The sequence below is a fragment of the Paenibacillus donghaensis genome (genome assembly GCF_002192415.1).
Taxonomy (GTDB): Bacteria; Bacillota; Bacilli; order Paenibacillales; family Paenibacillaceae; genus Paenibacillus_AQ; species Paenibacillus_AQ donghaensis.
Genome location: NZ_CP021780.1, coordinates 1,812,296 through 1,833,244 on the forward strand (window position 1 = coordinate 1,812,296; position 20,949 = coordinate 1,833,244).

Below are 20,949 nucleotides of genomic sequence, written 5' to 3' on the forward strand. Positions count from 1 at the left end.
ATGAGTTCTGCAGATAAGACTAAACCAGCCGCCAAGAAGCAGCGGCTGGACAAGGTGCTGTCCCATCTGGGGGCGGGCTCGCGCAGTGAGATTCGCAAGCAGGCCAAACAAGGTTTGATCACGGTGAACGGTGTAATCGTCAAGGACAGCGGCTTTCACGTCGACCCGTACCACGACAAGCTGGAGGTAGGCGGGGTCGCCAGGGTCTACCGCGAGTATATCTACCTGATGATGAACAAGCCCCCCGGAGTGCTGTCCGCGACCGAGGACAAGCGGGACCGGACCGTGGTCGATCTGCTGAAGCCGGAGTACGCCGTGTTCGAACCGTTCCCGGTGGGCCGGCTCGACAAGGACACGGTTGGGCTGCTGCTGCTGACCAATGATGGCAAGCTGGCACATGAGCTGCTCTCCCCGCGCAAGCATGTTCCGAAGACCTATGAGGCGACAGTGGAAGGGGAGGTGGATGCAGCGGATGTGGCTGCTTTTGCCGCTGGCGTGGAGCTGGAGGACGGCTATGTCACGCTTCCCGCCCAGCTGACCATTAGGAGCCGGGAACGCGGCAGACAGGTGATTTCGTATATTTCACTGGTCATTACGGAAGGGAAGTTCCATCAGGTCAAACGGATGTTTCAGGCGGTAGGCAAGAAGGTGGTTGCCCTGAAGCGGGTATCCATGGGCGAGCTGAAGCTGGATGAGCAGCTGGCTCCGGGAGCTTACCGGGAGCTGACGGCAGCAGAACTGCGGCTGCTGGGAGCTGGCGTCGACGAATAATTTAATCCAAACCGGGAACAACGTTAATCCGTTTCCGGTACAATATGATCATATATAAGATGAACTTAAGAATGAAAAGTAACATTCTTAAGTTCACGTTCTATAGAGAGAAACAGAAAGACAAGGATGGTGGAGTATGAAATACAAACTGATAGCCTTGGATGTAGATGGAACCCTGCTGGATGATGACCATCAGTTAAGCGAAGAGAATAAGCAGGCCGTAGCCGAGGTGACCCGGCTTGGCGGCCTGATCGTATTATGCACCGGGCGCAGCCCCCAGAATTCGATTCCTTTTATGCAGGAGATGGGATTATCCGGCTATGTGCTGGGCCACAATGGGGCGGCGACTGTACGTGTGGAAGACCGCAAGGTGCTGCATCAATATGGTATGGATGCCCGCGGGCTTGATCCTTATATTTCCTATTGCCGTGAGCGGGGGATTCATTTCGATGTGAATACGGCGTTTGATATGTATGTGGACAATGTGGAGCATCTGACCGAGGAAGCCAATTATATGTACGAGCATTTCCGCATTATGCCTGCGTCTCTGCCGGCCTGGGAGGATTTCCGTGAGCCGGTAGTGAAATTTACGGTGTTCTCGAAGCCGGACATTCTGGATGAGGCCCAGCAGGAGTGGGGCACGTGGACCCGGCAGTTCAACATTCTGCGCAGCGGTGAATTCTTCGTTGACCTGATGCACCCGGACTCCTCCAAAGGCAACGCGCTGATGAATCTGGCGAACCAGTTGGAGATTCCTAGGCACGAGGTGCTGTCGATCGGCAATTATTACAATGATATCTCGATGCTGACCTACGCTGGCCTGGGTGTGGCGATGGACAACTCTCCGGTGGAGGTCAAAGCTGCGGCCGATGCCATTACCGGAACGAACAATCAGCACGGTGTCCGCGATGCGCTGCTGAAATACTGTTTGGCATAGGCTGCGGATAGCAAGCAACATACTGTAACCGAAACATAGTCTAATAGGCCTTCAGCACAACCTGATTGGGGAGCGGCTGAAGGTTTTTTTTAAATAGCAACTACCGTGATGAATCTATGAAACGATGATTTCAGCATTTCAGAGAGGATGAACCAGCGTGGTGTTATTGGATAAGCTGATTGCCCAAGGCAAGAATCCGAGAGGGTTCGTGGGCAGAGTAATGATTCGGATTATGAACCGGGCGCACTCCGCGATTACAACCTGGGCGTTCAACAAGATTGTAATTCGCGAGAACTCCCCTGTACTGGATATTGGCTGCGGCGGCGGTGAGAACATACATAGATTAACTAAGATGACAGCAAGGAGCGACGTTTACGGTGTGGATTATTCCCAGCAGGCGGTGGAGACCTCGATTCTTAGGAACAAGGAAGAGGTACAGTCGGGAAGAGTGACCGTGTGCAGAGGAGAGGTGTCTGCGCTGCCGTTTGAATCAGAAAAGTTCGGGACGGTGACCGCTGTACAGACACACTATTTCTGGCCGGATTTGCCTGGAGATGTGAAGGAAATTTACCGTGTACTCGGCAAAGGTGGTACGCTGCTGATTGCAGCTGAAATCTATAAGATTAATTATCATATGAACAATCACACAGAGGATCAGCAGGTGAAGCAGCTGTTTCTGGATGCCGGCTTCCGTGCAGTGGAGATTCATCAGAACAAGAGCTGGAGATGTTATGTGGGATTGAAATAGGGCCTGATCAGTCAGCTCTATACAGAAAGCGGCCGCACCGCCCTCTGAGAGGACGGCGCAGCCGCTAATTGTTTATTGCTGCTCTGCACCCGGACTCGCGGCTACAATTAAACGAACAGCGAACGGGAAATGATGACCAGCAGAATGAAAAGCACCAAAATCGCTCCGGTCGAAGTGAAACCTCCTGCAACTCCACCCATGTGTTATTCCTCCCTTAGCTCATGTCTAGTTCCCGCTGCCGCGGCCGTTTTAGCCGCAGGGCTTGGGGATAATGATATCTTATGCCGGGGAGGAGCAGATGAACTGGTTCAAGTACCCATTGTCCATGGAATTGGGTATTCAGCTGAGGCTGCGCAGCCCTTTAGGCAGATGATTCTTCAACTGGCCTGAGCTGGCCTTGCCCCAGCTCACGGGTAGGCCGTCTACAGTAACCAGCGTCCAGCCATGCAGCGATGACGGAACAGGGAGGCTCTCTCCGCGCAGCCAAGCGCGGATCTCCGGCCCGTCCTTTGGTATGTCATAGGAGCGGGCTGCCTGTCCGCGCTGCAAGGCCATAGCCAGTGCATGAGCTGGCTCCACCCGGTTCTTCTTCAGCTGGGCCACATGCAGTCCGGCGCGCGGGACCCGCAGCCCGTCCAGTATTCTGGCATGCAGGCCGGGGGTCACGCCGAAGGCGAGGGGCAGCAGGTAGAGTGATTCGCCGAAGAGCAGCGGCACGCCCTGGCTGCCAAATCCCGGCAGCTCGGCTTCCGCCCAGACCTGGAACTGGCGGAACGCTTCATTTAAGGCGGCACTCTGCTTCGGGCCGCCGGCGCTGCCGTTTCCCCGCTTCTTCCCCTTGGCTGCTTGGACCGGCAGCACTGCTTGATCAGCATCCCCCTGCTTGCGCAGCAGGGCTACGAAATGCCCTTCGCCTCTCTGCAGATGCGGCCATAGCCGCTTGGTGGTAATCAGCGTAAGGTCCGGGTAGTGCTCGATAAGCCTGGCTATCGTCTGCTCATTCTCCTCGCGGTTGAAGGTGCAGGTGGAGTAAGCGAGGCTCCCGCCTGGCTTCAGCATCGTATAGGCTTCCTGAAGGATGTCCCATTGTCTGGCCGCGCACATCTCCACATGCGCGGGCGACCACTCGCGGACTGCTGCGGGGTCTTTGCGGAACATGCCCTCACCGGAGCAGGGAGCGTCCAGCATAATCCGGTCAAACATGGCCGGGAAGCGCAGCGCAAGCTCTGCCGGAGCGGCGCTGGTAACCAGCGTGTGCGTCAAGCCAAGCCGCTCGACGTTCTCGGCCAGTATCTTGGCCCGTTCGGGATGGATCTCATTGGAGACCAGCAGTCCCTCCCCCTTCATTAAGGAGGCGAGATGGGTGGTTTTGCCCCCGGGTGCCGCCGCCAGATCGAGTACAGTCTCGCCGGGCAACGGGGCCAGCAGCTCTGCAGCGGACATTGCCGACGGTTCCTGAATATAATATAGTCCGGCATGATGATAGGGGTGTTTGCCCGGCCGGGCAGGCTCTTCATAATAATAGCCGTCCCTGCACCAGGAGACAGGCTCCAGACCGAACAGGGTGACCGCAAGCGCAGCGGCGGACTTCCCGGATTCCGAGCTGCTTTTGAGACTGTTCATCCGTAGCCCCTGCGTCCTGGGAAGTGAGTAGCTGCTGAGAAAAGCCTCGGCCTCCTCTCCCAGCATTTCTCTTACCCTGCTTATGTAAGCGGAAGGCAAAATTTCTTCCTTCATGGTCATTCTCCTTTTTGTTAGGTTCTTGGTTGCCGTTTCAGATGGATACCGATAAAATCAAAGTACGGGATTAAACGTATCAATAAATTTACATACACACTACTATATCATAATTGCCGGAATTTACCGTAATCAGGGCAATAGCAAAGGGGATGTACCTTATGAACTTGCTGCAAGCGCTCTTCTTCCCGCCGGAGCAGCCCGGTGGCGTATCTTCCATGATCCCTTATCTTCAGGAGAGATTCCGTTCCAGCCGCTGGGAGATGGATCTGTTCTGGCTGCCCAAACGCATCCGCGGCAAAGGCCGGGAAGAGATCAGCTTCGAAACCTTTGACTGGACCGTGTATGGTGAAAGTGCGGTTGTGCAAAAATACATTCAGACGTACCGTGATTATATTTGGTGGACCAAGCTGCGGATGAGCAAAAGCTATGACCTGATCCACGCCCATCATCCGATTGCCGGCCTGGCGATGAAAAAAATCTATCCCGATACACCACTGATTCAAACGCTTCACTCCAGCTATGAGCGGGAGCTGATTCTGAACGGGGTGATCGAAGAAGGCGGACTGGAGCACCAGTTCCTGGTGTCAATGTACCGTGAGCTGGAACATATTAGTGACCGCTTGATGACGGTGTCGCGCGCCTTTGCTGATTATTTAACGCCGTACATTGCCGACCCGACGCGGATTGATGTCATTCCAAACGGTTTTGATGAGAAAAGATTTAAGCCTGTCCCGCATGACAATGATATTCCGCAGCTGGTGACGGTAACCCGGCTTGTTCCGGCCAAAGGGATCGATACCCTGTTCAAGGCCTGTGCGGAGCTGAAGCGGCGCGGCCATGATTATGTGCTGCATATTATCGGGGATGGGCCTTCACGTGCCGAGCTGGAGGGGCTGGCTCAGGGGCTGGGCATTTATAATGAAACCATTTTTTATGGTTACACGCTTCATCCTGAGGAATTTATGCCTTTCTTTGATATTTTCGTGCTGCCTTCGCGTGCGGAGGCGTTCGGTTCGGTATTTGCGGAGGCTGCGCTCAGCTGTCTGGCGCTTGTGGGCACCAATGTGGGCGGGATTCCCGAGCAGATTGAAGACGGCGTGAACGGCCTGCTGGTCAATCCAGATGATGAACAGGCGCTTGCCGATGCCCTGGAGAAGGTGATTTCCGACCCGGCTTACCGCTACGAGCTGTCGAGGTCAGCCTGGGACAAGGCGAAGAGTCAATATTCTCTGACCCGGGTAGCCAATGAACTCAAAAAAACATATCTGCAGTACCATCCGGGAACCAAAAGCTGACTTCGGGTGCTGCAGATAAGTCCCTCTGAAACGGTACCTGAAAGCGATACGGAGTATCGCTGCTTCTTAAGCGTAGGCTCTCTTAAAAAGGACGGCAAAGCCGTTTCTACTTACGTGTAATTCGCGTGGCCGGTTTGACGGAGATGATCGTGATCCCTGTGCCGGTGCCGCCGGGAGTGTTGGAAGAACCGCTGCGCGGCGGCGGTGACCAGGGAACACGCAGCAGCATGACGGCCCAGACTAGCGATAAGGCTCCGAAGACCGGATAGAAGATGGAGAGCAGGGAGCTGAAGCCGAACTGGCTCAGCAGGTAGCAGATCAGCATCAGCAGCGGTGTGATCAAGGCTGGAGCGATGGACAGCCGCTGCTTAACCTGCGTCTCTACTCCATAGATATCCGCCACGAAAGTGCTGAAGATTTCCAGGAAGATCAGCAGCAGATAGATGGTCTGCACTACAGTACCGAGCCGGAAGGCGATGCTGCCCATCGGAATTTCGAACTGCAGGATCTGGGGCATCTGCGAGCTCATCGCAAAATGTGCGGCAAGCAGCATGAAGCCAATACCCACCCCGCCGAGAATGCCGCCCCGCACCAGCGCCCGCTCATCATTCGTGTGGCGGGCCATCGGCACAAGCACGGCCTGGGCCATGCCCAGGTTGAAGGCGGTATAGAGCAGAGGTGACATCCATGCGCCGAACCAGGAGCGGTCAGTCTGCAGGAACAGGAACCGTTCGGCTCCGGGAACATGCAGTGTATTAAAAATAATCACAAGAGACAGCGTAAGCATTAACGGCACCACGATGCTGTTCATCTGTAGAATGCCGGAGATGCCGCGCTTCAGCAGGAAATAGGAGCCCAGAATGGTCAGCAGCAGCCCAGTCTGGTAATGCATGCCCAGATTCTCTTCGAAGATGGCTCCTGCGCCTGCAAGCATAATGCTGTTTACACCGATCAGAATGACCATGGTGAACAGACTGATTGTGCTGCCAACCTGATCGCCGAACAGATGGCGGTTGAAGTCTTCATAGGATTCGGCCTCAATCCGCCGGGCGATGATCATCATTTTGGTGCCAAGCCAGATGAACAGAGCCGTGGAGAGCATGATCGTCAGCACGGCCCAGTGGCCGTATCTGGTGAAGAACTTCAGAATCTCCTGGCCGGTAGCGAATCCGGCTCCTACCACGGTTCCTATATAAGTGAAAGCAATCTGCAATGTGCGGACCTTGGATCTCATGGTTCTCCCTCCTTGAAGTGGGTGCATCCTAAGGATGTCCTTGTGTAGTCCATATAGTACAGGTTATGATGATGAACAGAAGGACATGACTTCCGCAGGAGGGCTTAATGCCTGTTATTATTCTGGTAGAGGTCTCGCGATTATAAAGGGTATTGGAGGTTCAAAGTTATGGAAGTATTGAAACAGCGGATTTTGGAGGAAGGTGTAGTGGTTTCCGATCAGGTGTTGAAGCTGGATGCGCTGCTGAATCATCAGGTGGACCCGATGCTGACGATGGAAATGGGACGGGAGTTTGCCGGGAGATTTGCCGAAAGCGGAATTACACGCGTAGTAACCGTAGAGTCCTCGGGCATTGCCGTGGCATTTGCCACCGCTTATGAATTGAAGGTGCCCCTTGTATTTGCCCGCCGCAAAAAAACGCTGCTCGCCGACCCCGATGCTTTATGTGAACGGGTACCGTCTTTTACCAAAGGAATTGTTACCGACATTATGATCTCACGGCAATTTATTTCTCCGGAGGACAAAGTCCTCTTCATCGATGATATTATCGCCAACGGGGATGCTGCACGCGGGCTGATCAAGATCATCCAGCGCTCCGGGGCAGAGCTGGTCGGACTTGGTGTGGTTGTCGAAAAAAGCTTCCAGGCAGGGGCCCGGACGATCCGGGAGCAAGGCATCCGTCTGGAGTCGCTGGTGCGTATCAAATCGCTTAATGACGGAACTGTTGTTTTTGAAGATTAGTCCGGGCTGGAAATAAAACTCCTGCCTATTTTTCAAACAACAGCTTTTCACCCTATGAGTTTTCCTTTATAATAAAAGTTAGACATAGGAGAGGAGGCGTCACAATGGGGAAAGAACCAGTGACAGAGCAATTTTTCATTGATAAATTAACCCAGGCGAAGGATCATTTCGAACGTGCGCTGGATTGCAAACACACGGAATTTGATGATCTGTATCCCTATATGATTGAACATCCTCAATTCTTTTGGTACAAACGCTATGTGGCTTGGTCAGAACTCCTGACGATTAAGAGCCTGTGTGAAGAACTTTCCTTCGAATGGAGAGAACACTTCACTACGAATCAAGTGGAGTATCTGGAACAACGAGTGATGTCCGCTAAAGTTCTTGACTTCTGGTTTGAGAAGAATGAAGCGCTGATATAGGAGCCTGAACAGACTGGCAAGCCTGGTTTTGGTTTACATGAGGGACCCTGATGAGTGATCATCCGGGTCTCTTTTTTCAGAAGAATCATAGACAAGCTACAGCAAGACAGGAGGATGGAAAGATGATCAGCGATGAGCAATTGAATGAATACCGTATCTCTGGCGAGCGAATCCGCGTCGTGCGTGACGGCTTGGAGAGCAATGATATCAAAGGGATCGTGCTGGCCTGGGATGAGACTCAGGTGATGGTCCGCCGTCCGAACAAACGGGTGGTCAAGCTGGACCGGAATTACCTGTTCCAGCCCTTCAGCGAGCCAAGACCGCAACCGGAGGACTTGTAGAGGAAAGGCAAGAAGGTCAAGACAGTTCTCAACTTAAGTCTATGGGGAGTATTCTCCCCTTGCAAATAAAGAAACCAGCAAGCCCTAACTCTTGGAGCCTTGCTGGTTTTTTCGTTGAAATATAGGAATGTATATGCTTGGTGCTATAAATTATCCTTATATCTCTCGCTGAAAAAGATACCTGAAAGCGGTAAGTAGTAACGCTGCTACGGAAGCATATGCTTCTTTAAGGACGGCGCAGCCGTTTCCATTATGTAATCTTCATAAGGGGAGTGAAGCAAAGTGCAGATTTATATTGACGCCTGAGCAACCAACATGTTAATATTTTCCCGAGATAACTAACATGTCAGTAAGGCTATATAGCATGCTAGCATGTTATGTCTTTTATCCTATTACAGGAGGTTATTTTGTGGATGTGGCTAATGTTGTAATCGGTTTCATTATGGTCTTATCATTTTTTGGATTGGTGTGGTATTGCATCAAGGGGTATAACCTTATGGTGGGCTTTTTTGTCATGTCGGTACTTTGGACATCTATTGCCCTGATTGGTAATTCCATTTCTCCAACCTCGGTTATGGAAGGGAAATCGGTAATTGATGTTCTGACCAATGTGTTCCAGACAGGGCCGGAAAACTACGGCAAAGCGATTCTGGTTAACATTTTCTTCGGTGCATTCTTCGGAAGAGTATTGATCGACACAGGAATTGCTGCCACATTAATCCGCAAGGTTGTAGAGCTTGGGGGAGACAAACCAAGAATCACCATGTCACTGTTATGCATAGTTACCGCTGTAATATTCACATCCATGACCGGTATCGGTCCGGTAATCTCCATTGCTGTAATCGTCTTGCCGATCATGCTGTCGCTGGGTATTCCGTCACCGATTGCATTGTTCTCCTTCATGGGCTCGATTATGGCCGGGATCTTCGGGAACATTGTTAACTTTACGCAATATCAGGCTTTTTTTGCTACTGCGAACGAAAGCTATGCCAGCTACGATTATAATACATACTTCAAATTCGGCATAATCGCAATGGCTGTTTCACTGATCGTTGTCCTGATTGTGGCTAACCTTTCAATGAACAAGAAGATATCTCGTGCCTGGGCTGCAACACCTGATGCCGGAACTACGGTAGATGCACCTGCAATCTCCTGGATTTCAATCATCCTGCCGGTAATTGGAGTGGTTGTGTTCAAGCTTCCTATTATTTTTGGATTTATATTTGCAGCCTTGTTTGCCTTAGTGACCTGCGGTAAATTAAAGGGCGGATTTGCAAGCGTTTGCAGAATGTTGTCGAAACAGTTTTCAGACGGGGCCATCGATGTGGCACCCATGATAGGATTTCTGCTAGCCCTGGCCATGTTTAATAATGCAGCAACTTATGCTTCGCCCTATTTCAAAACACTGCTTGGCGGAGCGATGCCTCAGACAGCGTTATTACTGTGTATCGTATTTGCTGTTCTGACACCGCTTGGCTTCTTCCGCGGGCCGATGAACCTGGTTGGATCTGGTTCAGCCATTCTGGCAGTGGTTGTAGCAACAGCAGCTTGGCCCGTACAATTTTTGTATCCTTTATTTGCAATTACCACAGTAGCACCACAGCATTTGGACGTTACCCAGTCCTGGGTTGCCTGGGGCTTTGGATATACGAAGGTTCCTGCCAAGGAATACATGAAGATGTCTATACCAACAGGCTGGATCATCGGGATTATTCTTTGTGCCATTGTATTTATAATGTACGGAAATTTGGTTTAGTTCCGGGTATTGCATAACAGAACCGGCTGCTGCGCTTGTGTCAGGAGCCGGTTATTCAAACTTCAGTACAATTCAATGAAGAGAAACGGAGAAAAACTATGGGCAAAATGGTTAGAATGGGTATTGATGTGGGGGGAACACATACAAAAGCTGTCGCAATTGACAACGAAACACATGAGATTATTGGGAAATCTTCCGTAAAGACTACGCATGATCATGCGAGAGGTGTAGCCGCCGGCGTTGTGAAGTGTTTCCAGAATTGTCTGAAGGAAAATAACATCAAACCGGAAGATGTGGTATTCGTTGCACATAGCACGACCCAAGCAACAAATGCGCTGATTGAAGGCGATATCGCACAGGTTGGCGTCATTGGCATGGCCAAGGGTGGCCTGGAAGGCTGGCTAGCCAAAAGACAAACCAAATTGCAAAATATTGATCTGGGAAACAGTAAAGAGATCAAAATTTTTAACAGCTTCATTAACATTAAGAAAATGTCTGAAGAATCCGTGGTGCAGGTAATCGATGATCTCAAGCGTCAGGGGGCGCAGGTCATTGTGCCTTCCATGGCTTTTGGCGTAGATAATGGCAGACCTGAGGAGATCGTTTATAAAGAGGCTGAGAAAAAAAGCATTCCGACCACGATGGCGTCCGATATTACGAAATTGTACGGGCTGACCCGGAGAACAAGAACTGCAGCGATCAATGCAAGTATTCTTCCCAAAATGCTGGACACAGCCAATTCAACCGAACAGTCTGTAAGAGAAGCTGGCGTCAACGTTCCTCTGATGATCATGAGAGGCGATGGCGGGGTCATGGAAATCAGTGAGATGAAGAAACGTCCTGTACTTACCATGCTTTCCGGACCGGCAGCCTCAGTTATGGGGTCTTTGATGTATTTAAGAGCTTCTAATGGTGTGTATTTCGAGGTCGGGGGAACCACTACCAATATCGGTGTGATCAAAAATGGCCGCCCGGCTATTGATTATTCTATCGTTGGCGGTCACCCGACCTATGTCAATTCGCTGGATGTGCGGGTACTTGGTGTCGCTGGAGGTTCTATGATCCGTGCGAACAAAGGTGGAGTTGTTGATGTCGGACCGAGATCTGCGCATATCGGCGGATTGGATTATTCGGTATTTACAGACCCAGACAAAATCAAGGGAGCAAAGGTCGAATTCTTCTCGCCCAAGCCGGGGGATCCTGCAGATTATGTGGCCATCCGTCTGGAGAACGGGGAACGTGTGACGTTAACGAATTCCTGTGCAGCCAACGTGCTTGGACTGGTGAAGCCGGAGCATTTCTCCTATGGTAATGTGGAAGCCGCCAGAAGAGCTATGCAAGCTTTAGCCGATTATTGTGGTACAACCGTTGAAGACATTGCCAAACAGATCATGGAAAAGGCGTATGCGAAGATTGAACCGATCATTCTATCCCTTGCCGAAAAATATAAATTGGAGAAAGACCAGATCTCCTTAGTTGGGGTGGGTGGCGGAGCGGCTTCGCTCATTGTGTATTTCTCAGAAAAAATGGGCTTGAAGTATAGCATTCCTGAGAATGCAGAGGTCATTTCTTCCATTGGTGTTGCTCTGTCCATGGTAAGGGATGTTGTGGAGCGTATTATCCCGTCACCTTCCAAAGAAGTGATCAGCGCACTTAAAATGGAAGCTATGAATAAAGCCATTCAGAGTGGAGCCACGCCGGAAAGCATCGAAATCCATATTGATATCGATCCGCAAACCTCTAAGGTCACAGCGATAGCTACCGGTTCCACAGAAGTGAAAACCACTGAGCTGTTAAAGGAATGCAGTGAAGAGGAGCTGCAGGAGCTGGCCGCGAAAGATATGCGTATTTCAACAGATCAGACGAAGCTCATAGAAAAGACCAGATATGTCCATATCTTTGGTGAAAAGGTTGAAAAAGAAGGAGAAGCCGGTGCCATCCGCATACTTGACACCAAAGGGTTCATTAAGGTTCAAAGAGGCCGTGCCATGGCCATCAAGACGGCGGCAGGCGAATATCTGAATGCAGTGAAAAAGCTGTGGGAGGCTATGGCAGTCTATCAGACAGAACTCATTGCCAGACCGGATTATTATCTGTGTATCGGCGCCCGTGTCATGGACTTTACCGCATCCGATTTCGAACAGCTAGAGCTGTTGATGGATATCGAAATTTCAACGTTTGAACCTGATACGGAGGTTATCGTTGTAGCCGCCAATATCAAGCAGAGCTAATGGTGGTTTATGGTGTCATTCATAGTATAAAGGAATGAAGAATGGAGGCAGCATGCAGGTGCAGATGAAGCTAGGAGATATGACGCATAATTTGTTGCAGGTAGACGATGAAGCTTGGGGATTGTACGCCTTCTCAAGGGATATTCTGAACCAACGCATTCTGCCTGAAAGAAAGACAGAGATGATTGCCAAAGCTATAGCATGCGGTAAAGAATATGCACAGAAGATCATCCTTGAATATGGATCTACAGATGTTCGTATGATCGCCCAAAAGCTGAAGCTGAAGCTTGAATTTCAGGATGCACTCATGACGGGAAAACGTGTGCTGTTCGCCTGCTATACCCCACCGGATAAAATTGAAATTATGGAAGAGCCCGTACGCAAGGCGGCGGAGCTGATTCAGGGGGAAGAACCGGCCATAGTTGAACTTTTTCAGCAAGCTGTTATAATGAATACTATCCTTGGCCACGAGATTTTTCATTTTGTAGAAGACCAGTTTGAACAGGAAATATATACGCGGACTGAGAAGATTCTGTTATGGAGTCTACTCGGCTATAAGAATTATTCTACAATACGTACCTTGAGTGAAATCGGAGCCATGGCATTTACACAGGAATTGAATAGACTGAGCTACTCGCCGTTTATTCTGGATGTTCTTTTGTATTATAGCTACGATTCTTCCAGTGCGGAGAAAATATATCGTGATGTACTAGGAGTGAGTTCAGGAAGGTGTAGGGAACCCGTTGAAGATTATTAATAACAGTAATTCATTAAATGATGTAACTTACAATAAAATAAGAGAAGACATCATGAATATGACCTTGGAGCCCGGAATGGATGTCAGCGTGCAGAAGCTCTCCGAACGCTATGGCGTGAGCAGAACACCGGTACGTGAAGCAGTGGTCCGCCTTCAACAGTCAGGACTGGTGGAAATATATCCTCAGCGAAAAACAGTAGTATCCAAAATTGATCTGCAAAGAGTTCGTGAGGAGTGGTTTATTAGAACTTCTCTCGAATCTGCCGTGGTGGATGGATTTATCCGCAAGTGCAGCGAACTTGTAGCGGATACCATGCAAGAATTGATCAACAAACAGAAAAAATATATGGATAAAAAGTATTTCAGAGAATTCTATTTTAAGGACAACCGTTTTCATCAGCTTATTTTTGAGACGGCTGGAGAAGAGCTTTCCTGGTTTACTATTGAAGAGGTAGCCTCCCATTATAATCGTATCCGCTTGCTGTACGGTAAGATGGAAGGGGTGCAGCAATCCGATATTGATAAACATGTAAAGATGGTTGCGGCAACCCGTAAGCGGGATGTGGAAGGAATGCGCAAGGTTGTTATGGAGCACTCCAATACTTTACTGGATCGGGTGCACAGTATGTCTAAGCAATATCCCCATTTTTTCTAAACATAAGCAATAGTGATGTTGTACGCCTGAGGCGATACTATAAGCCGTGTTCCGCATGGAGCACGGCTTATAGTATACGTCTCTTTTTGTGCCGCTGCTCAATCATCAGCCATCCGAGAGAGAGCTAGAGGCAGCACTCAAAGGTTATTGGATTAACATTCCAGCCGGCTTCCATTGTCATTACCAGCGCCATTTTTCTTATGGCTCCGCTCTTTGATGGATACAAGATTAGGCTGCATACAAACGAATAAACCAGCAAGCTCCAATCCTTGGAGGCTTGCTGGTTTATTCGTTATACATGGAAGCCGTGTGGAGCGGGATCAGATGGATAATGCCAGCTGCTCCAGGCTCTCCTCACGGGTAACGATTGACAGCTCTGTAGCGAGGCCCAGATAGGCGCGCATGCGCAGCATCATCTCTCTGCGGAAGCTGGGCCAGAGAATGCGGCTCTCGCCTTGATAACCGCGGCAGGAATATTGGGCTTCCACGCCCTGCTGATCCTGACGCACAGTGGTGATCTTCAGATTGTGCGAGGCCAGCTCGCGGGTAACCTCCTGAAGCATGATGGAGGTCTTCTTGGTGGCAGTGGATACCAGCTCCATGTAGAGCTGGGGAGTCTTGAACAGGCCGCTCTTGCCGATGACCCGGCAATCACGTTCGAATACTTTATGAATAAATGTTAGCAGCAGGTAGCTTCTGACCAGGGACAATTCGTCTTTGGTAATATCTTCCTCACGGGTATGTGGATGTGGTGTAGTTGGAGTGGTTATCTTAGTAGTCGCCATTATAAATCACCTCATTTATAGTATGCGAACCTTTGTTCTCATTATACATCGGTTTGGTGTATAATTGCAATAAATATACATAAAAACCTGTATAAAAAGATTTCAAACAAAAATATTGACGTCTTATCGCAGGCGTGGTATGATCTATCTTGTCGTTACAAACGATCATTTATAGAATATGCGGTCATGGCGGAATTGGCAGACGCGCTGGCTTCAGGTGCCAGTGATAGCAATATCGTGGAGGTTCGAGTCCTCTTGACCGCACTATACCTTCAAACAAACTCTTCTTCGGAAGGGTTTTTTATTTTGTGTTTTAACATCGTGGTATTGTTAAGAGACATAGGATCGACAGAGGCTAAAGAGATTGTGAAAGGACTCGAAAGCAAGAACGGGGAGGCCAAATATATGAGTTCCTGTCGCTATGAATGCCTACGTGGCCGCGAAATTAACCGATAAGACCGGGTGCACCAGTGATTGACTGAAAGCAGGCAGAGGATAATGAGCAGCGGCGGCTTTATCCCAATTCAGTCTGTGAATAATTCAGCTTGTATTCCTTGGGACTCATCCCTGTGTATTTGGAGAACACATGAGTGAAATAAGCAGGTGTCTCAATACCTACTGCTTCCCCGACTTCGTATACTTTACTCGCCGGATTCCGGAGTAATTTCTTCGCCTTTTCAATCCGGTACTTGTTGATCACGTCGATGATGGACTCACCGGTTACTTTTTTGTAAAGGCGGCTGAGGTAGCTGCTGTTGATGTGGATATGGTCCGCAATAATCTGCAGATTCAGGTTCTGGTTGTAATGCTCTCTTATATATTTCTGGCATTCTATAACGATGTAATTGGGCTGTTTGTCATTGAGTGCCATTGCCCTTGAGCAGCTTCGAATCAAGCGCTTGAGGATGTCTGTTAACAGCTGAATGCTCTTGCTCTCCTGGATTTGCTTGTAAACCGCGGATTGGCCTTCATCCATCTCCGGTGCGAAGGGCTGGCTAACGCTCAGCAAACGGAAACAGTAGGAACCGATAAGCAGACATGCTACCTTTACATTCTCGATATGCTCTTTGATGCTCTTGTAACCATCAAGTAACTGATCCAGCTGCTGAATCGCCAGATCGCATTGTCCTTGTTGCAGATGTTCGGCAATTTGCTCTGCGGCGTGATGGGGAGGAGCTCCGGGAGTGAGTGTCTGGTTCGTATGAGGCATATAAACAGCTACATAATTATCGTTATAAAAGCTGCCCTGCAGCGCGTCTCTAGCCTCCAGATAAGCCGTTGACAGTGTCAATATATTCCGGTGCAGCAAGCTGATGCCGATATTGATATGGTATTGCCTGAAGTTCTCCGCCAAGGCGAGAATTTCATTGCTGATCTTGAGCAGGGCTTGGGTGGAGATTGCGGCATTGCCACTGCCCATGGAGACAATAGCCAGAAGAGTGTTTTTTTCCATATTCATGATATAAGAGGGCCGGTCCCCGAAGGCCAGGACAAGGAATTGGCGGATGGAGGCCAGGAACCGGTGATGGTCATTCGCCTTTGCACCAACATTTACAGGGAGGCCGGGTATACCCTTAACCTCCATATAGACGGCGAAATAGTCCTCTAACTGCAGCCCCAGCTCGCTTGAACGGCTGAACAAACCAGCTTCATCGCTAATCAAGCCATAGACGGCTTCCTTGAGGAATTTTTCGCTGATTTCGGACAGATGATCGTTGATCTTGCTTTCCAGCTGTTTTACCTTCTGCTGCTGCTCCCGTTCCTTGTCCAGCAGCTGTGTCGCTTTTTCAATAGCCCGGGGTATCTGCTCTGTGGGATTGGTCTTGACTACAAAATCGACGACTTCATATTGAATAGCCGTTTGGGCATAGGAGAAGTCGGCGAAGGCAGTAAGAATGATAACCTTCGTTTGCGGAAAGTGCCGGTGCACATGGTCCGATAAAGCAAGACCATCCATCCCCGGCATGCGGATATCCGTGACTACGATATCGACATCATAATAGCCCAGCATGTCGACAGCTTCCATCCCGTTGGATGCCTCACAAATGACCTCGCATTGGAGCACGCTCCAGTCAATAAAGCACTGCAGCCCTTTTTTGATAACAGGCTCATCATCTACAATCATGACCTTATACATGTGATAGTTCCCCCTGATCTGCCGGTATGTGTAGGGTGACTTTGGCACCTGTGCCGAGCTCGCTCTCGACATCAATTCCATAAGGCTCGCCGTAGAGCAGCTTAACCCGTTTATGCGTGTTGATCAGGCCAATATTGTTGTGGCCCTGTTTGCGCATGGTGTCGCTCTCGAAATTACTCCAATTCTTGGGAACATGCTCAAATCCGCTGCCATTATCCGTGATCTCGAAATAGACCGAATCGTTCCGGCGGTAAATGCGGATGTGGATGCTTCCTTTGCCGAGCTTTTTTTCTACGCCGTGAACTACGGCATTTTCCACCAGAGGTTCGACACTCAGCTTGGGCAGCAGCAGATCCAGTATGCCCTCATCCTCGATCTGGATCGTGTACTCCATTTTGTCCTCAAACCTTTCCTTCTGCAGATAAAGATAAAATCTGATGAAATCCAGCTCCTGGCGAATCGAGATCTTGGCTAGACTGCTCGAGTAAATACTTGCCTGCAGCAGCTCGGTGAGGGATGTTACCATTTTGTAAACGGTCTCATCTCTGGACAGCTTTGCTTTGTAGCCAATGGTAATCAACGTATTGAACAGAAAATGCGGATTCATCTGAGCCTGCAGAAATTTGATCTCCGACTCTTTGACCAGCAGATGCTTCTCGTAAACTTCCTTGATCAGATAGTTAATCTCGTCGGTCATGTTGTTGAAGGTGGTACTGAGCTGATTGAGCTCCACATCTTTGAAGGCCGGCATCCTGGTGTTGTAATCCCCTTTCTTGACCTTACGGATACTCCGCAGCAGATCGCGGATGATCCGGGTAAAGCGTAATGATAACAGCACGCCTGCTGCAAGCGATACGAAAGCAATCAGCGCGATCATCCAAATGTAATTGTGCATGCTCCCCGATAATTTGGCGAGTACCTGCTTCCTCGGAATGCCGGCAATGAAGGTAAGCCCGGTGGTACCGATGCTGCGGGAAGCAGCCAGATAAGTCTCCTGATTAAGCTTGACCTCACTTACTTCCGTATGATCTCTCAGCGCGAGCACATCTGGAGAAACGACAGAACCTAACTCCTGCTTACCGGCACTGGAATAGATGACTCCACGGTTATCAATAATGTAGGCCATAGCGCCCGGGAATTCGAGCAGCCCGGAATACTCCTCCGCTAAATCTGCTTCATTCGTACCGAAGATCAGTACAAGGCGCTGCTCGGGAAGGTTGATATTGGACATCACCCGAGTGAAATAGAGGGTAGGATCGCCGGGACTGGGCGTCAGAACTTCCTTGCCGCGAACCATTCTGCCGTTAACCGATTGATAGACTGCGAGATTGTTTCGGTTAATCTGTTCAATGTTTGGCGGTGACTTTAGAACGGATATATAGTTATCGGTATCAAAAAATACATAGGCCGTTGACAGCAGGCTGATATTCCAAGCATTGTTGAACATAAGGCTGTACTTCAGGTCCTCTTCCATTTCACTTTTATTGACGAATTTCTTGTAGAAGTCATCGCTCAGCGACATATCGTCGATTAACCAGTTTCTTAACATTTTAGTAGAGAGGAAATGCAGGGAGGTATTGTCAATAATTTGAAAGGACTTCTCAATATTGTCGTTGGTCTGGCGGATCAGCAGGGACAGATTATCATTGGCATTCCTGGTTAGAATCTGGGAGATGTTCCAATAGAAGTAGCAGCCGGCGAACGTCATCGGCAGAAGAATCAGCAGAAAGATAATAATGACCATTTTATTTCTTACCGGAATGCGGAGGAAACCTCCGAGTATTGGACGAAGGCTGAACCGCCTCCGGATATGCTGGTTGGACATGCTGGTTGCTCCTTGTTGATGAGTCTGTAGTACAGCCATTATATAATCATTTCATGGTGGCGAATAGCGGAGCCGAACGAAATAGGGTCATTTCCGGCCAGATGGTAAAGAAAACGACAAAGAGTTAAAGAAATCTGAAAACCCTTTCACCTATCCCCCTGCCTTGCCTCATTTGCTCAAGATATTATAAAAGATCATGCGGAAAAACGAATTCATTACCCTTTTTCTTTGTTCTACAATGAGAGCTGTAAACAACTGTAATTGGCTACAGGGTTATGCCCTGCCTTAAGCCATCATTCTAAAGGGGGATTTATTGTGCGAAAGTCTTTGTACAAAGCGGGCTGTACCTTAGCAGGCATGCTGATGCTGACCATGTCCATTACGGCATGCGGATCAGAGAATTCAACAGAGAACAGCGGGGCGGCCGAAACAGCCGGCTCGGGGAATACCGCGCCTGCGGCCAAAGCGCCGGTGAAAATTTCTTATCTTACCTTCCGGGTCGGCACGCACGCGTCAGCCAAGATGGAGGAAGAACAGATCAAGCAGTTTAATGCCAAGTATGGCGATGAAGTGGAGGTTGTGGTTGAAGAAATTCCAAGTGATGCCGCATATGTTGACAAGATCAAGATTCTGGCAGCCTCCGGGGATGTTCCGGATGTCGTCATGGGCAAGGACGGAATTAATGACGTTTTGATCAAAGGCAATCTTGCAACCCCTTTCAATGAATATTTAGACAAGGACCCGGAATGGAAGGCAGCCATCGGAGAAGATGCCCTCGCTTCCAATACACGGGACGGCAAGATCTGGTCGATCAGCGATCAGAAGCAGAACATCGGTTACTTTTACAATAAAGAAATGTTCGAGCAGGCAGGGATCAAGCCGGCGGAGACTTGGGATGAATTCATGAGCAGCAATGAGAAGCTGAAGGCCGCGGGCTTTGTTCCGCTCGCATTGATGACCGGGGAGAATGCCTGGACGAGCAATCTGATTCTTGCTGCCATGATCGGCACTAACGGGGACAACGGCAAATCGTTCATGAACACACTGCACCCCACTGATTTCAATACGCCCGAAATGATTCAGGCGCTTAACATGATGAAGGAGCTGCTGGAGAAGTATACGACGAAGGATGCGCTTGGAGCGGGATATGCCAATGCAGCGAACGCTTTTAGCCAGGGCAAGGCCGCTATGATTGCCAATGGTCCCTGGATGATTGGAGACTTCAGCGATCCGACCAAGAGCAGCGAAGGATTCGATAAAAAAGTTGGGGTTGCCGCGTATCCGAACAACAGCTTGATTTCCACCTATGAGGTTGGCTATATGATCGGCGCCAAAACGCCGGAAACCCGCGAAGCTGCTGAGACATTCATCCGCTTCAAGACAGGGCTTGAAGGACAGAAGATTGCGCTTGAATACGGCAATGTAATGCCGGTATCCAATGAAATTCAGCCTTCGGACGCGCTTAAGCAGAAATATCCGATCATTGTTGAATCGATCACGGTAGCGCAAAAGACACAGCTTCATTACCGGACCCTTGACTCCATTGTCTATCCGAACGTAACGGATGCCTGGAAGAACCTGTATCCGAAGCTGGTAGCGGGCCGGGCAACGGCAGAAGAGATTGCCAAGGAGCTGACGGAAATTACGGGCAAAAATAAATAAAGCAGTAAGCTGAGGATTGGGGAGGACCATATGGATGGTTAGGAAAAATAGAGGGTATATCACGCTTTTTCTGTTGCCGACTGTAGCATTGTTTATTCTTGTCTATGCCGTCTCACTTGTCATTCTGTTCGGCACATCCTTTACGGAATGGTCTGCCGGACGTAGCCCGAAGTTTATCGGTCTCACTAACTATATTCAACTATTCACTGACGATGCCGACTTTCGCCAAAGCGCACTGAATACGGGCATCTGGGTTGTGCTTCAGTCTACGATCCACGTTGCCATTGGCACCATATTCGCGATTATTCTCAGTATGAAGGAATTCTACTGGAAGTTTGCACGGACGGTCTACATGTTTCCCAACATTATCTCGGGTGCAGCTGTGGGTATGCTGTTCCTATGCATGCTCAATCCTGATTTCGGTGCGGTGAACAGTATTGCCCGCTTATTCGGGAATGCGGATTTCTCCCAGAACTGGTTCATGGATTATGCCACGGCCTTCTTCTCAGTCACGATGACCTGGCTGCCCTATGCGGCGGTTGTCACCATCCTGATTCTGGCCGAGATCGCAGCCATTCCGGAAAGTCTGTATGAATCGGCGCGGATCGACGGGGCCAGCACCTTGAAGATCAATTTGTACATCGTTATTCCCATGCTGCGCAACATTATCGGCACCTGCGTGATTCTGTCCGGAACAAGCATGCTGCAGAAGATGGATATTATTTTGATGACGACAGGCGGCGGACCCGGCAATGAAACCATGAACCTGCCTATTTATATTTACAAGACCGCACTCATGGACAACAACTTCGGTTATTCCAATTCAGTGGGCGTCTTCCTAATCGGCTTTGGCTTGATCTTTGTCCTGCTGTGCCGAAATCTGTTCAGAATAGGCAGCTCCCAACACTGAAT

The 20,949-nt window shown here is 49.6% G+C and carries 19 protein-coding genes and 1 tRNA gene; 14 read left to right on the forward strand and 6 right to left on the reverse strand.

The window, feature by feature from the left end:
* The 3 genes from B9T62_RS07520 to B9T62_RS07530 all read left to right on the forward strand — a co-directional run bounded on the left by B9T62_RS07520 (position 1) and on the right by B9T62_RS07530 (position 2,456).
* Positions 1-771, forward strand: a complete 771-nt coding sequence (locus B9T62_RS07520) for a pseudouridine synthase (RefSeq protein WP_087914691.1) — start codon at positions 1-3, stop codon at positions 769-771.
* Positions 772-907: 136 nt separating this feature from the next.
* Positions 908-1,708: a Cof-type HAD-IIB family hydrolase gene (locus tag B9T62_RS07525; RefSeq protein WP_087914692.1), complete on the forward strand. Its 801-nt coding sequence runs from the start codon at positions 908-910 to the stop codon at positions 1,706-1,708.
* A 157-nt stretch (positions 1,709-1,865) separates the two neighbouring features.
* The gene (locus B9T62_RS07530) at positions 1,866-2,456 is read left to right on the forward strand and encodes a class I SAM-dependent methyltransferase (protein ID WP_087914693.1); all 591 of its coding nucleotides are present in this window, start codon (positions 1,866-1,868) and stop codon (positions 2,454-2,456) included.
* Positions 2,457-2,563: 107 nt separating this feature from the next.
* Here the strand turns inward: B9T62_RS07530 and B9T62_RS40185 are convergent, their stop codons facing one another.
* Together B9T62_RS40185 and B9T62_RS07535 are read right to left on the reverse strand one after the other, a co-directional pair.
* On the reverse strand, positions 2,564-2,656 hold the full coding sequence (locus B9T62_RS40185) for a YjcZ family sporulation protein (protein WP_211296424.1): 93 nt from the start codon (positions 2,654-2,656) through the stop codon (positions 2,564-2,566).
* Between the two features lie 139 nt (positions 2,657-2,795).
* Positions 2,796-4,193: an RsmB/NOP family class I SAM-dependent RNA methyltransferase gene (locus tag B9T62_RS07535; RefSeq protein ID WP_087914694.1), complete on the reverse strand. Its 1,398-nt coding sequence runs from the start codon at positions 4,191-4,193 to the stop codon at positions 2,796-2,798.
* A gap of 161 nt (positions 4,194-4,354) precedes the next feature.
* Between B9T62_RS07535 and B9T62_RS07540 the strand changes: the two genes are divergently transcribed.
* Positions 4,355-5,491 (forward strand): glycosyltransferase family 4 protein, encoded by a 1,137-nt coding sequence (locus B9T62_RS07540; RefSeq protein WP_087914695.1) that lies wholly within the window; start codon positions 4,355-4,357, stop codon positions 5,489-5,491.
* 106 nt (positions 5,492-5,597) lie between these two features.
* Here the strand turns inward: B9T62_RS07540 and B9T62_RS07545 are convergent, their stop codons facing one another.
* Positions 5,598-6,725, reverse strand: coding sequence for a YkvI family membrane protein (locus B9T62_RS07545; protein WP_087914696.1), 1,128 nt, complete (start codon positions 6,723-6,725; stop codon positions 5,598-5,600).
* Between the two features lie 168 nt (positions 6,726-6,893).
* On the opposite strand from B9T62_RS07545, the gene B9T62_RS07550 reads away from it, so the two are divergent.
* The 7 genes from B9T62_RS07550 (at position 6,894) to B9T62_RS07580 (ending at position 13,628) form a co-directional block, all read left to right on the forward strand.
* Positions 6,894-7,466: a xanthine phosphoribosyltransferase gene (locus tag B9T62_RS07550; RefSeq protein ID WP_087914697.1), complete on the forward strand. Its 573-nt coding sequence runs from the start codon at positions 6,894-6,896 to the stop codon at positions 7,464-7,466.
* 104 nt (positions 7,467-7,570) lie between these two features.
* Complete coding sequence (locus tag B9T62_RS07555) at positions 7,571-7,888, forward strand: hypothetical protein (protein ID WP_087914698.1); 318 nt, start codon at positions 7,571-7,573, stop codon at positions 7,886-7,888.
* A gap of 122 nt (positions 7,889-8,010) precedes the next feature.
* Positions 8,011-8,229 carry a hypothetical protein gene (locus tag B9T62_RS07560; protein ID WP_087914699.1) on the forward strand — a complete coding sequence of 73 codons (219 nt, stop codon included), beginning with the start codon at positions 8,011-8,013 and terminating at the stop codon, positions 8,227-8,229.
* 409 nt (positions 8,230-8,638) lie between these two features.
* Positions 8,639-9,985: a citrate transporter gene (locus B9T62_RS07565; protein ID WP_087914700.1), complete on the forward strand. Its 1,347-nt coding sequence runs from the start codon at positions 8,639-8,641 to the stop codon at positions 9,983-9,985.
* Between the two features lie 98 nt (positions 9,986-10,083).
* The gene (locus tag B9T62_RS07570; protein WP_087914701.1) at positions 10,084-12,216 is read left to right on the forward strand and encodes a hydantoinase/oxoprolinase family protein; all 2,133 of its coding nucleotides are present in this window, start codon (positions 10,084-10,086) and stop codon (positions 12,214-12,216) included.
* A gap of 52 nt (positions 12,217-12,268) precedes the next feature.
* Positions 12,269-12,973, forward strand: a complete 705-nt coding sequence (locus B9T62_RS07575) for a hypothetical protein (RefSeq protein WP_087914702.1) — start codon at positions 12,269-12,271, stop codon at positions 12,971-12,973.
* Positions 12,960-13,628 (forward strand): GntR family transcriptional regulator, encoded by a 669-nt coding sequence (locus tag B9T62_RS07580; RefSeq protein ID WP_245864379.1) that lies wholly within the window; start codon positions 12,960-12,962, stop codon positions 13,626-13,628. Before B9T62_RS07575 ends, B9T62_RS07580 begins: the two co-directional genes overlap by 14 nt.
* A gap of 320 nt (positions 13,629-13,948) precedes the next feature.
* Here the strand turns inward: B9T62_RS07580 and B9T62_RS07585 are convergent, their stop codons facing one another.
* Positions 13,949-14,413, reverse strand: coding sequence for a YhjD family protein (locus B9T62_RS07585; RefSeq protein WP_087914703.1), 465 nt, complete (start codon positions 14,411-14,413; stop codon positions 13,949-13,951).
* Positions 14,414-14,593: 180 nt separating this feature from the next.
* On the opposite strand from B9T62_RS07585, the gene B9T62_RS07590 reads away from it, so the two are divergent.
* Positions 14,594-14,677 (forward strand) — tRNA-Leu (locus tag B9T62_RS07590).
* Between the two features lie 250 nt (positions 14,678-14,927).
* Here B9T62_RS07590 and B9T62_RS07595 read toward each other — a convergent pair.
* Together B9T62_RS07595 and B9T62_RS07600 are read right to left on the reverse strand one after the other, a co-directional pair.
* On the reverse strand, positions 14,928-16,550 hold the full coding sequence (locus B9T62_RS07595) for a response regulator (protein WP_087914704.1): 1,623 nt from the start codon (positions 16,548-16,550) through the stop codon (positions 14,928-14,930).
* Positions 16,543-18,375: a cache domain-containing sensor histidine kinase gene (locus B9T62_RS07600; RefSeq protein WP_087914705.1), complete on the reverse strand. Its 1,833-nt coding sequence runs from the start codon at positions 18,373-18,375 to the stop codon at positions 16,543-16,545. Before B9T62_RS07600 ends, B9T62_RS07595 begins: the two co-directional genes overlap by 8 nt.
* A gap of 315 nt (positions 18,376-18,690) precedes the next feature.
* On the opposite strand from B9T62_RS07600, the gene B9T62_RS07605 reads away from it, so the two are divergent.
* Entirely contained in the window at positions 18,691-20,037 is a 1,347-nt protein-coding gene (locus tag B9T62_RS07605; protein WP_211296425.1) for an ABC transporter substrate-binding protein, read from the forward strand.
* 34 nt (positions 20,038-20,071) lie between these two features.
* Complete coding sequence (locus B9T62_RS07610) at positions 20,072-20,947, forward strand: carbohydrate ABC transporter permease (protein WP_087914706.1); 876 nt, start codon at positions 20,072-20,074, stop codon at positions 20,945-20,947.
* The last annotated feature ends 2 nt before the right edge of the window (positions 20,948-20,949 follow it).

Excerpts from the sequence above, each read along its gene's own strand:
- B9T62_RS07600 (WP_087914705.1), bottom strand. The coding sequence starts at position 18,375 with ATGTCCAACCAGCATATCCGGAGGCGGTTCAGCCTTCGTCCAATACTC.
- B9T62_RS07545 (WP_087914696.1), bottom strand. The coding sequence starts at position 6,725 with ATGAGATCCAAGGTCCGCACATTGCAGATTGCTTTCACTTATATAGGA.
- B9T62_RS07575 (WP_087914702.1), top strand. The coding sequence starts at position 12,269 with ATGCAGGTGCAGATGAAGCTAGGAGATATGACGCATAATTTGTTGCAG.
- B9T62_RS07550 (WP_087914697.1), top strand. The coding sequence starts at position 6,894 with ATGGAAGTATTGAAACAGCGGATTTTGGAGGAAGGTGTAGTGGTTTCC.
- B9T62_RS07555 (WP_087914698.1), top strand. The coding sequence starts at position 7,571 with ATGGGGAAAGAACCAGTGACAGAGCAATTTTTCATTGATAAATTAACC.
- B9T62_RS07540 (WP_087914695.1), top strand. The coding sequence starts at position 4,355 with ATGAACTTGCTGCAAGCGCTCTTCTTCCCGCCGGAGCAGCCCGGTGGC.
- B9T62_RS07570 (WP_087914701.1), top strand. The coding sequence starts at position 10,084 with ATGGGCAAAATGGTTAGAATGGGTATTGATGTGGGGGGAACACATACA.
- B9T62_RS07610 (WP_087914706.1), top strand. The coding sequence starts at position 20,072 with ATGGTTAGGAAAAATAGAGGGTATATCACGCTTTTTCTGTTGCCGACT.
- B9T62_RS07525 (WP_087914692.1), top strand. The coding sequence starts at position 908 with ATGAAATACAAACTGATAGCCTTGGATGTAGATGGAACCCTGCTGGAT.
- B9T62_RS07535 (WP_087914694.1), bottom strand. The coding sequence starts at position 4,193 with ATGAAGGAAGAAATTTTGCCTTCCGCTTACATAAGCAGGGTAAGAGAA.
- B9T62_RS07585 (WP_087914703.1), bottom strand. The coding sequence starts at position 14,413 with ATGGCGACTACTAAGATAACCACTCCAACTACACCACATCCACATACC.
- B9T62_RS07595 (WP_087914704.1), bottom strand. The coding sequence starts at position 16,550 with ATGTATAAGGTCATGATTGTAGATGATGAGCCTGTTATCAAAAAAGGG.
- B9T62_RS07560 (WP_087914699.1), top strand. The coding sequence starts at position 8,011 with ATGATCAGCGATGAGCAATTGAATGAATACCGTATCTCTGGCGAGCGA.
- B9T62_RS07520 (WP_087914691.1), top strand. The coding sequence starts at position 1 with ATGAGTTCTGCAGATAAGACTAAACCAGCCGCCAAGAAGCAGCGGCTG.
- B9T62_RS40185 (WP_211296424.1), bottom strand. The coding sequence starts at position 2,656 with ATGGGTGGAGTTGCAGGAGGTTTCACTTCGACCGGAGCGATTTTGGTG.